Genomic DNA, 14,519 nt, shown 5'->3' on the forward strand with positions numbered 1-14,519 from the left:
CAGAAAATGGGAGCATATCATAATCTTTCAGAAAAATTACAGCAGAGAATCATAGAAGACAGAAAAGAGCATAGGGCAAATCCATATGCTTTTTCCGAAGAACAGGTTTTGCGCCGGGAGATGAATCATGACAGGGCGAATCTCTGGAGGCCTCCCTTTGTCCGGGACATTGAGAAAATCATGCATCTGCCTTATTATAACCGTTATGGAGATAAGACGCAGGTATTTTCCCTTTACAGAAATGATGACATTTCAAGACGGGCGCAGCATGTGCAGCTCGTTTCAAGGATTGCAAGGAATATTGGAAATGTATTAAATCTCAATCAGGATTTAATAGAAGCAATTTCCCTGGGGCATGACATCGGACATGCACCATTCGGACATGCTGGTGAGAGAATTTTAAGTGCACTTTTGCGGGGAGAGACGGGACGATATTTTAACCATAATGTGCACAGTGTGCGTGTGCTGGATGTACTGGGACAGAGAAATATCAGCCTGCAGACTCTGGATGGAGTCCTATGCCATAATGGTGAAATGGAACAGCAGGAGTATCAGCCGAAAAAGGCGAAGACCTTTGCAGATCTGGATACAGAAGTAGAAATGTGCTATCAGAAGGAAGATGGAATTAAACATCTTGTGCCGGGAACACTGGAAGCCTGCGTAATGCGGATTTGTGATATTATAGCCTATCTTGGCAAGGACAGGCAGGATGCTGTACGCCTGCATCTTCTGCCGGATGACAGAGGTTTTAACGGAGATACTATAGGCAGCAGCAATGCGGAAATCATCAATAATATGGTAGTTAACATCATTGAAAACAGCTATGGAAAACCATATCTTTCCATGGATGAAGCATATTTTCAACAGTTGAAGCTTGCAAAGACTGAAAATTATGAGTATATCTATCACAATGAGAAAATCGAAAAAGTCATCCGGGAAAATCTGAATCCGATGTTTGAAGAGATGTACTATCAGTTATTGAAAGATGCAAGGGATAAAAATGAAAATTCCTGGCTCTACCGCCACCACATTGCATATGTGGCAGAAAACAACCGGTTCAGCAGAACCTTTTCGAAGGAACAATACATGGAGACAGAACCGAACCAGCTTGTGGTGGATTATATTGCAAGCATGACGGATGATTATTTTGTAGATTTGTACCATGAAATGTTCCCGAAGGGAAAGTATGATGTAAAATACATCGGCTACTTTGATGAAGATTAACTATTTTAATGGCGAGGCTGTTGCCCGGGAAACCATCCGGTCAACAGCCTTCAATTCTTCTAAGAAAAGCTGCTGGTTATAGCTGGAAAGAGTATGATAGATACTTAGCAGTTCACCTTCACAGCTGTTGAGATGCGTCAGACTGGCATTGCGGATGTTACTGTGACCGAGCAGATAGTCGGTGGAAGTATGAAAATAGTCGGCTATTCTTACTAAGGTTGCATAGTCAGGTTCTTTCCCCTGATTGATATATCCATTCAGAGCAGAGGGAGAGATATGTAGTGCATCTGCAAGCTGCCGCTGGGTAATGTTAGCTTCTTCAATCAGGTATCGTAACTTAGAACCGATATTCATATACAAACCTCATCTTTCGTAAATAATACCTCTATTTTAAAACATGTTAAAAAACCAGTGGCAAAAATAAACGAAAGATAAATTATATCAACGGAGCACAAACTATTCACATATGTAAATCAACACCAGCCACCATCTAAGGTAATAATCTGACCGGTGAGATATGGACTTTGTGATACGATAGCATAAGCAAGTTCAGCTGTTTCAACAGGTGTACCATATCTGCCGCAGGGAATTTCGGATTCTAAGTCAGCACGCTCTTCGGCAGAAAAACAGGCGTTCATGGAAGTGTCAATGGTGCCGCAGGCAATGGCATTGACAGAGATTCCACTGGGTGCAACCTCTTTGGCAAGTGCCTTTGTAAAGGAATTAACAGCTCCCTTGCTGGCGGAATAAGCAACCTCACAGGAGGCACCTACATTTCCCCAGACAGAAGAAATGTTAAGAATCCGGCCTGATTTTTTGTGCAGCATATCTGGCAGAGCATATTTGCAGCAGGAAAAAACAGAAGAAAGATTGGTGTTTATAACATGCTGCCATTGTTCATAAGTCATATCCTGCAGCAGGCCGATGTGGGAGATTCCGGCATTGTTAATCAGAACATCAACCGAAAGGGACTGCTGGTGAATTATGGCAAACATATTGGCAACAAAATCCGGATCACTGACATCTCCGATAACCGGAAGAACCGTGACATGATATTTGTCCGAAAGTTCATCAGACAAAGCCTTAAGAGCAGTTTCGGAATGACAGCAATTTAAAATGAGCTGATAACCGTGGCGGGCAAATACTTCTGCGATAGCAGCACCGATGCCCCGGGAAGCTCCGGTAATTAAAACAGTATTCATAAGAAACAAATCCTTTCTGGTTTTTATCTGCATTAGAAAATGATAGCACAGATGAAAGCGTTAAAAAATACAGTTATATTTTAGACTTATTTTAGAATACAGGCAATCCCTTTTGAAAAATCCTGCAGATTTCCCGCTTTCAGAAAGATATTCGAAAAATTCTCTAAAAATACAGTAAATATTGCACAAAAAACTTGTAAATATTCGTACAAAATAGTATAATAAAACCATGATATCAGTCTGTATCAAATAAATGGCAAAGGGGTTGGACATCATGCGTATTACTATTTCAGGAAGAAACATCGAATTGACAGACGGTCTTAAGGCAGCAGTTGAGGACAAAATTGGAAAACTGGAGAAGTACTTTACTCCGGACACAGACGTATTTGTAACTTTGAGTGTAGAAAAGGAGAGACAGAAAATCGAGGTTACGATTCCTGTACCTGGACACATTATCCGTTCAGAGCAGGTAAGCAATGATATGTATGTATCGATTGATCTTGTAGAAGAGATTATTGAGAGACAGCTTAAAAAGTATAAGAATAAGATTATTACAAAACAGCAGAGCAACAGCAATTTCCGTAAGGAATATATTGAAAAAGAAGTGGAAGCAGATGATGAAATTAAAATCATCCGTACCAAGAAATTCGATATGAAACCAATGTATCCGGAAGATGCATGTGTTCAGATGGAATTATTAGGACATGATTTCTTTGTATTCGTAAATGCAGAGGATGACAATGTAAACGTTGTATATAAGAGAAAAGGTAACACCTACGGTCTGATTGAACCGGAATTCTAGATATATAACGAAAAAGACTATCACCGGCAGTTCCTTATGGATAACTGGTAGCAGACAGCGGTATCGCAGTTAACGTTTTGACAACAGTCTTGACAAAACGCCAATAGCGGTACCGCTATTTTTATGCTACAGTAGTTATAATATATCGATAAGACATTTCTATGGAACAGTCAATACGATGGGTTATGAGAAGAGGGAGGTTAGGAATTGGCTTGTTACAATCTTGGGGATTATATATGTGAATCCCGCAAACAGCTTGGCATTACACAGGAAGAACTTGCTTTTGGCATCTGTTCAACTGGAACTTTATCAAAAATTGAAAACGGATTTGTGGTACCAAAGCGGAAAAATTATGAAGCTATTATGCAGCGTCTTGGAAAGACGATGGGTATATGCAATATTCATGCAACGGCGGAAGAAATGGAATTATATGCCTATATGCGACAGCTGGTGCATGCAGTAGCAAATAATGATATGGAAGGCAGCAGGGAACTCTGGCAGAGACAACCGGAACATAAACAGGAGGATAAACTGACCAGACAGTTCTTTTCATACATAAAGGCGGTGCTGGACAGTAAGGAAGGAGTCCGTCCGGAACTTGTATATGCAAAGCTGGAAGAAGCGTTACATCTGACGCATCCGGCGGGGCTGGCAAATCTGGTGCAGAAGCGGATGTTTACCTTTGAGGAAATCAACATTATCAACAGTATGGCGGTACAGAAACAGCGGCTTGGTGAAAGAAAGCAGGCACTCCGCATCTGGATGCAGTTATCTGATTATCTGGAAGTAAGAAAAGTAGATGATGAAGAAAAAGAAAAGGTATATCCGATGATACTTTACAATGAAGCTAATCTTTTGTATGAGATGGAAATTTACAGAGAGGCGCTGGAATTATGCAATAAGGGTATCGATTATTGCACAAGGAGCAATAAATATATGGTATTGCCATATCTTTTGCTCTGCAAGTCCGGAATTTTAAAATGGATGGAGCAGCCGGAAGAAGCCATGGATGTACAGCAGTGTGCAGAGCATCTTTTTCAGGTGTTTGAAAATCATAATGCAAAGCCCGGAGAACCAATCTTGATTGCTTTGTGAGATTCTCTTGTCATTCTAAGAAAAAAAGGTATAATATACATATTGAAAAAAGAGATGTAATATACATATTTGAATCTGAAAGAAAGAAGGACATTAGAGAATGAATATCGTAGTTTTGGCAGGCGGCTTGAGCACAGAGCGTGATGTGTCTTTTAAAACAGGAGATATGGTAACAAAGGCATTGCGGAAGAATGGACATCAGGTTATTCTTCTGGATGTGTTTATGGGATATGGAGAAGAAGAACAGGATATTACTGGAATTTTTGAACATTCAGAAGAAGCAAGTGTAAAAGTAGCGGATATACCGGAGACGGCTCCAGATCTTGATAAGGTAAGAAAGAGTAGAAAAGACCAGTCTGCCTGCTTCTTTGGACCGAATGTAATCGCAATGTGCCGTATGGCAGATATTGTATTTATGGCATTACATGGAGAAAATGGAGAGAATGGTAAGATTCAGGCAGCCTTTGATTTGTTTGGAATCCGTTATACCGGAAGCGGCTATTTAAGCAGTGCGATTGCCATGAATAAAAATATGGCAAAGCAGTTTTTTGAAGCCAATGGAATCCCATGTCCGAAGGGCATTTATATGAAGAAAAAGGACAGAAAAGACAGTCTGGCTGAAATCGGAATTACGCTGCCTTGCGTGGTAAAGCCATGCTGTGGTGGTTCCAGTATCGGTGTTTCCATTGTAAAAGAAGAAAGCAATTTTACAAAAGCATTGGATGATGCATTCTTTTGGGAAGATGAAATCTTAATTGAAGAATATGTAGAGGGAAGAGAATTTTCAGTAGGTGTCATCAAAGGAAGAGCATTGCCGGTTATCGAGATTGCACCAAAAGAAGGATTTTACGATTATAAAAATAAGTATAAGGCTGGAAGCACAGTGGAAACCTGTCCGGCAGATATTAAAGACAGTGTGGCAAAAGAGATGCAGAAGCATGCAGTAAAAGTTGCGGAAGCGTTAGGCCTGGACACCTATTCCAGAATCGACTTCTTAGTCAATGCAAAAGATGAAGTATACTGCTTAGAGGCAAATACATTGCCTGGTATGACAGCAACCAGCTTACTGCCGCAGGAAGCCAAGGTAGAAGGAGTAAACTTCGAAGAGTTATGCCAGCAGCTGGTTGATATTTCCATGGAGAAATACGGAGCATAAGAAAGGGCAGAGAAGGCAGATATGAAGGAACTGACATTAGCACAGATTGCAGAAGCCTGCGGTGGAACATTAATAGGTGGGAATGAAGCAAAAGAATATACCGTAACCGGAGTAGAGATTGACAGCCGGAGAGTAAAGGCAGGAAATTTATTTGTTGCCATTCCGGGAGAAAAGGTCGATGGTCACAAATTTATTCCGGATGTATTAAAAAAAGGAGCATATGCACTGTCCCAGCAGAGTCTTGATGTAGATGGAGCTTATATTCTGGTGGAAGATACCGTAACTGCCATGAAGCGTCTGGCACGTTTCTATCGGAGTACTCTTGACGTTAAAGTAGTGGGAATTACCGGAAGTGTTGGAAAGACCAGTACCAAAGAAATGATTGCATCTGTACTGGGCACAAAATTCCGGGTACATAAGACACAGGGGAATTTTAATAATGGAATCGGTCTGCCACTGACTATTTTTCAGATTGAAAAAGAGCATCAGGTTGCAGTTCTGGAAATGGGAATTTCTGAATTTGGCGAGATGCATGAACTGGCAGATATGGCGCAGCCGGATATTATGGTTATTACCAATATCGGTTTATGTCATCTGGAGAATTTGAAAACCAGAGATGGAATCTTAAAAGCAAAGACAGAAAGCTTTGCCCATTTGAAACCGGATGGTGTTGTGATATTAAATGGAGATGATGACAAACTTTCAACTGTAGAGCAGGTGGCAGGAAGAAAGCCTGTATTTTATGGAATCAAGGGAAGGAATCTCTGCGAGACTTCTGTCTGTGCAGATGCAGTTACAGAGCATGGCTTAGAAGGAATGACAGCAGAATTCCACACTCCACAGGGAGACATGGAAGTATTTATTCCAATTCCGGGAGAACATAATGTATATAATGCACTGGCAGCAACCTGCGTGGCAGAACAGTTAGGCCTTTCCATGGATGAAATTAAATGTGGAATTGCAGCCGCTTCCACCATCAGCGGAAGAACGAATCTGATTCACACAAAGGGCATGACGGTTATTGATGACTGCTACAATGCGAATCCGGTTTCCATGAAGGCATCTTTGGATGTCCTGTCTAAGGCAGGGGGACGAAAGATAGCGGTTCTTGGAGATATGGGTGAATTAGGCGAGGATGAAAAACAGCTTCATTATGAAGTGGGAACCTATGCCGGAACACTGCCGATTGATTTGTTATTCTGTGTTGGAACATTATCCGGGAAACTGGCAGAAGGAGCGAAGAAACAGAATCCGGCTCTGACCGTAAAACATTATGCAACCCGTGAGGAGATGACAGAAGAACTTCTTGCTACCGTAAAAGAAGGAGATGCTGTTTTAGTCAAGGCATCACATTTTATGGAATTCCCGAAAGTGGTGGCAGCATTAACCGAAGCATAAGAAAATGTTTTTTGAAAAATGAAAAAAGAAACTGTAACTTTGAAGTATAGTCATCAAAGCTACAGTTCCTTTTTTCGTCAATATTTGCGGTTTAAAGATATTTCCGGTTATCTGCCAGCAGCTCATGCACCGTATTCTGTGTATAGGTAGCAAGATGTTTGCGGTCATCGGCAGAAAGCTGATCTAAATAAATCGGAGTACCATACTGCAGGATAACATGGGTAGGTTTTACCTTTGGAAAATGATTTTCCAGAATATCAGCAGAATTGGTGATTGCCATAGGAACAATCGGACATCCGGTTTTCTCAGAGAGCTTTAGGCTTCCGGCTTTGAAAGGAAGCATTTCGTCCTCAGTCTTGTTTCTGGTACCTTCCGGGAAGATACACATGGAAATGCCGGTTTTAATCTGGTCGATACCGGTCAGGATGGTTTTTAAGCCCTTCTTCATATCGGTACGGTCTAAGAAGAGGCAGTAGAGCCGCTTCATCCAGATGTTTAAAAGAGGAACTTTTCCCATGGTGTCTTTGGCAATGTAACCGGTGAGTCTCGGACATCTGGAATAAGTGATAATAATGTCAAAATAACTTCTATGATTTCCGATATAAAGAACCGGAACATCTTTTGGAACATTTTCTTCCCCGATTACAGTCAGCTTAACGCCACAGATAAACATAATCACACGAAATGCCCACTGCACCATGCGAAGACTGCTGATGTCGGCAGCATGGCGGTTGCATTTACGGATAATCCATTCTGCAAAGAGAACTGGAATACCAAGAATCAGGTAAAGAACAGCAAATAAAAGTGCAAGAATTGCTCGTATCATAGAGATAGAATTCCTTTCTGGATATAAATTTCAAAAACAAAATACTGATTTCTTTCCCTATTATAGCGGTAAAGCTTAAGAATTACAACATGATAATCCGGATTTTGGAATAGAATGAAAAGAATAAAAACAGGGAGAAGAAAGTGAAACGGAAAACAATAGAAGCAAGGAAAGCTGTCCGGAGTGTCATCGGTCTGCTTGCGGTAGCATGGATTGGACTGGCAGCAGCAGGCTGCGGTATCGAAGATACCAATGGCAGTAAAATAGAAGACGTGGAATTTACCGTGTTAGAAGAGGAAGCAGTGCCGGAAGAATTGAAGCAGGAAATTGAAGAACGAAAGGAAATGGATTTCAAGCTGACTTATGAAGATAACGGAAAACTCTATATTGCAAGGGGTTATGGAGAGAAGGAAACGGGAGGCTACAGCATTTCCGTAAAAGATGTTTATCTGACTCAGAATGCCCTCTGTTTTGTTACAACGCTGATTGGCCCGGGGGAGAATGAGACGGTGGCAAAGGCACCAAGTTTCCCATATATTGTGGTTGAGGTGACAAAATGTGACAAGAACGTGGTGTTTGAGTGAAAAAATGGTACTTTTTTCCCTTTGACAGCATTTTAACACGGTGATATACTAAAGAGCGTGGATAAAAAAGGAGGAACTGGTATATGCAGAGAGCAGATATTAACAGAGTCCGGGCATCCGTGCATCAGCAGTGCGGTAGCAGTGTAATGATTCAACTGGACAGAGGTCGTAATAAAGTAGATGTACAGCGTGGTGTAATACAGAATGCTTATCCGAGTGTATTCACGATTCTTGTAGATGATGAAAGAGAAGGCAATCCGCCACAGTTATTATCTTTCAGTTATACAGATATCATAACAAGAGATATCCGAATGAAATTATGTTAGAAGAATAAAGTCCCTTTTTCCTGAATAAAATGAAATAACATTCAGGAAGGGGATTTTTTTAGTGGAAATAAAGAAACAGAACATACATATGAATTATGAAAAAGCCAGTGCCATGAGTCAGATTACTCTGGATGATGATTACAATCTACCGGATTATCGGCCGGATATTGTAAAAGTACTGAAAGAAAAAGGTGAAATCCGCTTTGATGAGATACAGGTAAAAGAAGGACGTATTTATGTGAAGGGGAATCTTATCTTTCATGTGCTCTACCGCAGCGATATGGAGGAGCATAAATTAGACTGCCTGCGGGGACAGATTCCATTTGAAGAAACCATCAGTATGGATGGAGTGAATGAATTAGATCCGGTGGACGTCACAGCAGAATTGGAAGACATTAATATCGGGATTATTAATTCCAGAAAATTAAGTGTTCGTGCACTGGTGATGCTGAAGGCAGAAATGCGGATGCGCAAGGAGACGGAACTGATTACGGGAGTAGCCATGGAACATCCGTTGGAAATCCTTCAGAACAGGCATAATATTCTGGAATTGGAAACCTGTAAGAAAGATAATTACCGGTTGAAACAGGAAATAGAGTTGCCCCAGAGCAAGCCAGATGTAGAACAGATTTTATGGAAAAGTGTGCAGCTTCGGGGTGTGGAAACGAGGTTACGAGAAGAAAAAATCCAGCTTACCGGAGAAATAAGGCTGTTTTTGCTTTATTATGCCCAGAAAGAAGAACGCCGGTTAGAATGGTTAGAAGAGACGATACCACTGAACGGAGAACTTGCCTGCGAGGGATGCAGTGAGGAAAAAATCTATCGGATTCAGGTAACACCTGCCAGTGTGGAAGTAGAGGTCAGACCGGATTATGATGGAGAAGACCGGAAAATCAGTCTGGATATGACGTTAGAATTAGATATCTGTATCTGGAAGGAAACAGAGGCAGATGTGGTAGAGGACGTATATTCGCTGCGGGAAGAGATGACACCAGCTTATGAAGAAGTTACCATGAGCAGGCTGCTGGCAAAGAATTATGCAAAATGCCGGTTGACAGACCACATGAATTTAAAGAAGAATCAGGAGAATATCCTGCAGATTTGTTCCTGCGAAGGAATGGCATTTATTGACCATGTGGAGCCACAGGCAGACGGTCTTAAAGTGGAAGGAAGCCTGAATGTGGAAATCCTTTATGTAACCACGGACGATGCCATGCCGATTGGAACCTGCCGGGAGACATTTCCTTTTGAACAGCTGATTGAAGTCCCGGAAATGACAGACGATATGAACTATGAACTGGAAGCGGGAATCGAGCAGTTGTCAGCGATTCTTTTGGATAATACCCAGATTGAGGTAAAGGCAGTACTGAATCTGAATCTGATTGCATTTTCACAGGAGAACATCCAGAAAATGGATGAAATCAGAATTACAGAACGGGATATGGAAGAATTACAGAGACAGCCAGGAATTACCGGATATATTGTAAGAGAGGGGGACAGTCTCTGGAAAATTGCCAAGGCAAATCATACGACTATTTCCCAGTTAATGGAAACCAACGACTTAAAGAGTGAAGAAATTCAAAAAGGCGATAAATTGTTAATTGTAAAGATGGTATCATGATGTTATACTAAGATGATAGGAAATACACAAAAGTGGAAGGAGCAGAAATATGCACAGAAAAAAACATATGTGGAAAATGCGGTTGGTTGCAGCAGGACTGGTAGCAATTCTTGGAATTTCATGTTTTCAAAGTGCGTCAGCAAGCGCTCTTTCAAAGGCTAAAAACAAGAAGAGTGAAGCACAGACCGCATTGGATAATGCCAATGCAGATATAGAGAATATACAGAGCCAGCAGCAGGAACTGCAGTCCCAGATTGATGCACTGGATGCAGATCTGGTAAATATTATTATGAACTTAGATATTCTGGAAGGGGAACTTTCGGATAAGCAGACTGAACTGGATAATGTGACAGCACAGCTTGCACAGGCACAGGAAGATGAACAGAACCAGTACGATGCTATGAAAAAGCGTATCGTATATATGTATGAGAATGGGGATGACAGTTATATTGAGGCACTGGTGGGCGCAACAGATTTCTCCGATTTACTGAATCGTCTGGAATATGCCCAGCAGATTTATGATTATGACAGAAATCTTCTGACGCAGTATCAGGAGACAGTGCAGCAGGTAGCTGACCTTAAGAGTCAGGTGGAGACAGAGAAGGCAGAGTTAGAGGAAGTGCAGCAGTCTTATCAGGAACAGCAGGCTTCTTATGAAAGCATGATTGCAGAGAAACAGTCTCAGATGTCTGATTTTGATACCCAGCTTGCATCAGCCCAGAGTCTTGCAGCCCAGTATAAAGCTACTGTTGATGAGCAGAATGAAATCATAAGACAGGAGCAGGCAGCTGCAGCAGCTGCCGCTGCTCAGAATAATAATAAAGGCAATAATACAACAACTGCTAACAATAATAATGGAAATACAACGGGAAATAATAATGGCAGCAATACCGGAGGTGACAGCACTACTGGTGGCAGTACAGGGGGAGGTGGATTGAATCCTTCTTTTAGTACATCAGTCAGTGGAAGCGATGTAGTATCTTATGCCTGTCAGTTTATTGGAAATCCGTATGTATGGGGCGGCGAGAGCCTGACCAATGGAGCAGATTGTTCCGGATTCATTAAAAGTGTCTATGCAAACTTTGGAATCAGCCTGCCTCATAGTTCGGTAGCATTACAGCGAGCAGGAAGTGAAGTAAGCTATGAGAATGCCCAGCCAGGTGACATTGTCTGTTATGCCGGTCATGTGGCAATTTATATGGGCGGAGGACAGATTGTCCATGCAAGTTCACCGTCTACCGGCATTAAGACAGGCTCAGCAACTTATCGAAGCATTATATCTGTCCGGCGTGTATTGTAAAAAGTTATCCATAAAGAAGAAAAATGATAAAAATTCCCCGCAGTAAGCAAACTACTGCGGGGTTTTAAGAACTTGTAAAATCTTTCAAGTTGCGTATAATGAAAAAGTAGAAAATATTTTAGGAGGAATAAGAAATGCAGATAGAACAGTTACAAAAAGAAATGATAGCAGCAATGAAGGCAAAAGATAAACCAAGAAAAGATGCAATTTCTTCGCTGGTTTCTGCAGTGAAGAAAACAGCAATTGATGAAGGCTGTCGTGATGACATAAAAGAAGAATTAGTAAACCGTGTGATTTTAAAAGAAATGAAGACCGTAAAAGAACAGATTGATTCCTGTCCGGCAGAAAGAACAGATTTACTTGCGGAATATCAGCAGCGTTATGACATTATGAGCGAATATGCACCGGCAATGCTTTCTGAGGAAGAAGTACGTAAGATTCTGACAGAAAAATTTGCAGATGTCATTGCAACCAAAAATAAAGGTCAGATTATGAAAACAGTTATGCCGGAGTTAAAAGGTAAGGCAGATGGTAAATTAATCGGACAGGTTGTAGCAGAGCTTTGCAAATAGGATAGTGTATGAGTGAAAATAAATCACAGAAGAAGCGCATATGGTTCATTACAATACTGATTCTACTGGTACTGTTATTAATCAGTCTCTTTGTTTCCGAACGAAGGGGGAAGATTGTATACAGGGAGTATCTTTCCGAAGATATCCTGACAGTAGATGGAGAAAAACTGCAGCTTGGGGATCTGGCAATGTATATCGCTTATGAGGAACTGAAGGTAGAAGATGAGGCAGCAGCCTATGACTATTATGATACGAATAAGTATTGGAATCTTCATACCAGTGGAAGGTTTGTAAAAGAAGTGGCAAAGACCCATGTCATCGAAATGGCAGTACATGATGAAATCTTTTACCGGCAGGCAATGGCAGAGAAACTGACGCTGGATGAAAAAGAAGAAGAACAGCTTTGCAGCCGTCAGGAGGATTTCTGGACGGATATGACAGAGGAACAGCAGGAAAGACTGGGCGTTGATAAAGCAGAGATAGATCGTCAGTTAGAGAAAGCTGCACTGGCACAGAAATATCAGAATCAGATAGCAGCAGAGAATAACAGTGATTTTGACGGTTACAGTGCCGGGGCAGAGCCATATGAGCAGATTTTAAAAGAACATAAGTATAAACTGAATGAGAAGCTCTGGGACAGAGTGGATTTTGGGAATATCATATTGAATCATTAGAATGGAAGGAAATAGAAATGTCTGTAAAAATAGGTAGAAATGATCCCTGCTGGTGTGGCAGTGGAAGAAAGTATAAGACATGCCATCAGTCATTTGATGAGAAGATTGAAAAGTATCGTGAGGCAGGCTGTATTGTGCCAACCCATGATTTGATTAAGACACCGAAGGATATCGAAGGTATCAGGGAAAGTGCCAAAATTAATGTGGCAGTACTGGATTATGTGGCTGAGCATATCAAAGCCGGCATGAGTACAGAAGAAATTGACCGTATGGTATATGAGAAAACAACAGCTATGGGTGGAATCCCGGCACCACTTAATTATCAGGGATTTCCGAAGAGCGTCTGTACGTCAATTAATGAAGAGGTATGCCATGGTATTCCATCGGAGGATATTATTTTAAAGGATGGCGATATCATTAATGTGGATGTTTCCACAATATTAGATGGATATTTTTCTGATTCCTCCAGAATGTTTCTGATTGGAGATGTCAGTGAAGAAAAGAAGCGTCTTGTCCAGGTAACGAAAGAATGTGTGGAAGAAGGCTTAAAAGCGGTAAAACCATGGGGCTTTTTAGGAGATATGGGGCAGGCAGTGCATGACCATGCTTATGAAAATGGCTATACTATCGTAAGAGAAATCGGTGGACATGGTGTTGGAAAAGAATTCCACGAAGAGCCATGGGTTGGCTATCACAGCAAGAGAGGAACCGAGATGCTCTTAGTTCCGGGCATGATGTTTACGATTGAGCCAATGGTAAATATGGGAAAAGAAGCTATCTACATAGATGATGAAAATAACTGGACCGTGTATACAGAAGACGGACTTCCAAGTGCCCAGTGGGAGATTCAGGTTCTGGTAACCGAAGAGGGAACCGAAGTTATTTCCTGGTAGGTATCTCTTAAAAAAGCTATTTTTGAAAGAAAAACCGGATGGAAAGTTTCTCATTCTGGTAAGCGCAAAGATGCTTATAGATAACAAGCAGTGCAATTCCAAGGCAGGCAAAGTCAATGGAGAGAACCGGCACAAAGAGAAAGACCAGAAGGCAGAATACGCCAAAGGTAATAATGGACCGGAAAAGATGTGGCCGGATAATTAAGACCACAGAAAAAAGAATATAAGCAGCAGCAAGGAAAAGAACCGGAAGAACAACCGGAAAGATTCCAAGCAGTACACCAAAGGAGACGGCAATGGCTTTGCCGCCTTTTTTGTTACTGTTTTTCGGATGAAACTGCAATGGGAACGCATGTCCGAGAACCGGTGCTATCAGAATCGGAATCATGTGTGGAGTGTCAATATCCAATGTCCGTAGGGCGAGTACGACCGGGAAAAAGCCCTTGAAAAGTTCCAAAAGGAGCGCAAGAATACCAGCCCGGAATCCGCCGTACACAAAGGCATTGGCAGTGCCGGGATTTCCATCCGGACTTAATGCACAGATATCTTTCTGGAATAATATCTTTGGAATCCAGTAGGCATAGAGTATGCTGCCGCTGAGATAGCCGGCGATGGAAAAAAAGATGCAGGTGATAATTGATTGGTTCATATAAAGGCTCCTTTTCTTTTCGATAAACAGGTGATTGCGGAAGGAGATAGATTTTGTATAAAGGAATTTTGCGGTATTCCATATGCATTGATTTTCCGATGATGAAATACCACCGTTCTAAGTAGTTCATTTTTCTTTTTCTGATAAAAACAGTCTTTTCCATGTTTAACAGAATCCTGGTACTGTTCGTCAAAGTG

General features: G+C 41.4%; 16 protein-coding genes. 12 read left to right on the forward strand and 4 right to left on the reverse strand.

Annotation, left to right across the window (positions count from 1 at the left end; all coding sequences use genetic code 11):
• The first annotated feature begins 6 nt into the window (after nt 1–6).
• Nucleotides 7–1,224, forward strand: a complete 1,218-nt coding sequence (locus DWV68_RS01105) for a deoxyguanosinetriphosphate triphosphohydrolase family protein (protein ID WP_022244206.1) — start codon at nt 7–9, stop codon at nt 1,222–1,224.
• On the opposite strand, the gene DWV68_RS01110 is transcribed toward DWV68_RS01105, so the two are convergent.
• Together DWV68_RS01110 and ymfI are read right to left on the reverse strand one after the other, a co-directional pair.
• Entirely contained in the window at nt 1,225–1,578 is a 354-nt protein-coding gene (locus DWV68_RS01110; protein ID WP_022244205.1) for a helix-turn-helix domain-containing protein, read from the reverse strand.
• A 119-nt stretch (nt 1,579–1,697) separates the two neighbouring features.
• Nucleotides 1,698–2,426, reverse strand: coding sequence for an elongation factor P 5-aminopentanone reductase (gene ymfI, locus DWV68_RS01115; RefSeq protein WP_118056583.1), 729 nt, complete (start codon nt 2,424–2,426; stop codon nt 1,698–1,700).
• Between the two features lie 274 nt (nt 2,427–2,700).
• Here ymfI and hpf point away from each other — a divergent pair, with 274 nt between their 5' ends.
• From hpf to DWV68_RS01135, 4 genes are all read left to right on the forward strand, one after another.
• On the forward strand, nt 2,701–3,228 hold the full coding sequence (hpf, locus tag DWV68_RS01120; protein ID WP_117698857.1) for a ribosome hibernation-promoting factor, HPF/YfiA family: 528 nt from the start codon (nt 2,701–2,703) through the stop codon (nt 3,226–3,228).
• Between the two features lie 207 nt (nt 3,229–3,435).
• Entirely contained in the window at nt 3,436–4,323 is an 888-nt protein-coding gene (locus tag DWV68_RS01125; protein ID WP_118056582.1) for a helix-turn-helix domain-containing protein, read from the forward strand.
• Nucleotides 4,324–4,423: 100 nt separating this feature from the next.
• A complete protein-coding gene (locus DWV68_RS01130) occupies nt 4,424–5,479 on the forward strand; it encodes a D-alanine--D-alanine ligase family protein (protein WP_118056581.1) in 1,056 nt (351 codons plus the stop codon).
• Between the two features lie 21 nt (nt 5,480–5,500).
• On the forward strand, nt 5,501–6,877 hold the full coding sequence (locus tag DWV68_RS01135) for a UDP-N-acetylmuramoyl-tripeptide--D-alanyl-D-alanine ligase (RefSeq protein WP_118173077.1): 1,377 nt from the start codon (nt 5,501–5,503) through the stop codon (nt 6,875–6,877).
• 91 nt (nt 6,878–6,968) lie between these two features.
• Here DWV68_RS01135 and DWV68_RS01140 read toward each other — a convergent pair whose 3' ends face one another.
• Nucleotides 6,969–7,703, reverse strand: coding sequence for a lysophospholipid acyltransferase family protein (locus DWV68_RS01140; protein ID WP_118664805.1), 735 nt, complete (start codon nt 7,701–7,703; stop codon nt 6,969–6,971).
• A 143-nt stretch (nt 7,704–7,846) separates the two neighbouring features.
• Here DWV68_RS01140 and DWV68_RS01145 point away from each other — a divergent pair, with 143 nt between their 5' ends.
• The 7 genes from DWV68_RS01145 (at nt 7,847) to DWV68_RS01175 (ending at nt 13,673) form a co-directional block, all read left to right on the forward strand.
• Nucleotides 7,847–8,287, forward strand: a complete 441-nt coding sequence (locus DWV68_RS01145; RefSeq protein WP_227710067.1) for a protease complex subunit PrcB family protein — start codon at nt 7,847–7,849, stop codon at nt 8,285–8,287.
• Between the two features lie 83 nt (nt 8,288–8,370).
• Nucleotides 8,371–8,613 (forward strand): Veg family protein, encoded by a 243-nt coding sequence (locus DWV68_RS01150; protein WP_022244197.1) that lies wholly within the window; start codon nt 8,371–8,373, stop codon nt 8,611–8,613.
• A gap of 61 nt (nt 8,614–8,674) precedes the next feature.
• The gene (locus DWV68_RS01155) at nt 8,675–10,234 is read left to right on the forward strand and encodes a DUF3794 and LysM peptidoglycan-binding domain-containing protein (protein ID WP_117698852.1); all 1,560 of its coding nucleotides are present in this window, start codon (nt 8,675–8,677) and stop codon (nt 10,232–10,234) included.
• 49 nt (nt 10,235–10,283) lie between these two features.
• A complete protein-coding gene (locus DWV68_RS01160; protein WP_118664807.1) occupies nt 10,284–11,534 on the forward strand; it encodes a C40 family peptidase in 1,251 nt (416 codons plus the stop codon).
• Between the two features lie 134 nt (nt 11,535–11,668).
• Nucleotides 11,669–12,106, forward strand: coding sequence for a GatB/YqeY domain-containing protein (locus DWV68_RS01165; protein ID WP_022244194.1), 438 nt, complete (start codon nt 11,669–11,671; stop codon nt 12,104–12,106).
• Between the two features lie 8 nt (nt 12,107–12,114).
• Nucleotides 12,115–12,780 carry a hypothetical protein gene (locus DWV68_RS01170; protein WP_117698850.1) on the forward strand — a complete coding sequence of 222 codons (666 nt, stop codon included), beginning with the start codon at nt 12,115–12,117 and terminating at the stop codon, nt 12,778–12,780.
• Nucleotides 12,781–12,797: 17 nt separating this feature from the next.
• A complete protein-coding gene (locus DWV68_RS01175; RefSeq protein ID WP_022244192.1) occupies nt 12,798–13,673 on the forward strand; it encodes a methionyl aminopeptidase in 876 nt (291 codons plus the stop codon).
• Between the two features lie 16 nt (nt 13,674–13,689).
• Here the strand turns inward: DWV68_RS01175 and DWV68_RS01180 are convergent, their stop codons facing one another.
• Nucleotides 13,690–14,322 (reverse strand): glycerol-3-phosphate acyltransferase, encoded by a 633-nt coding sequence (locus DWV68_RS01180; protein WP_118056579.1) that lies wholly within the window; start codon nt 14,320–14,322, stop codon nt 13,690–13,692.
• Nucleotides 14,323–14,519: the final 197 nt, after the last annotated feature.

It is taken from the genome of Roseburia sp. AF12-17LB, assembly GCF_003479605.1.
GTDB classification, from domain to species: Bacteria; Bacillota; Clostridia; order Lachnospirales; family Lachnospiraceae; genus Roseburia_C; species Roseburia_C amylophila.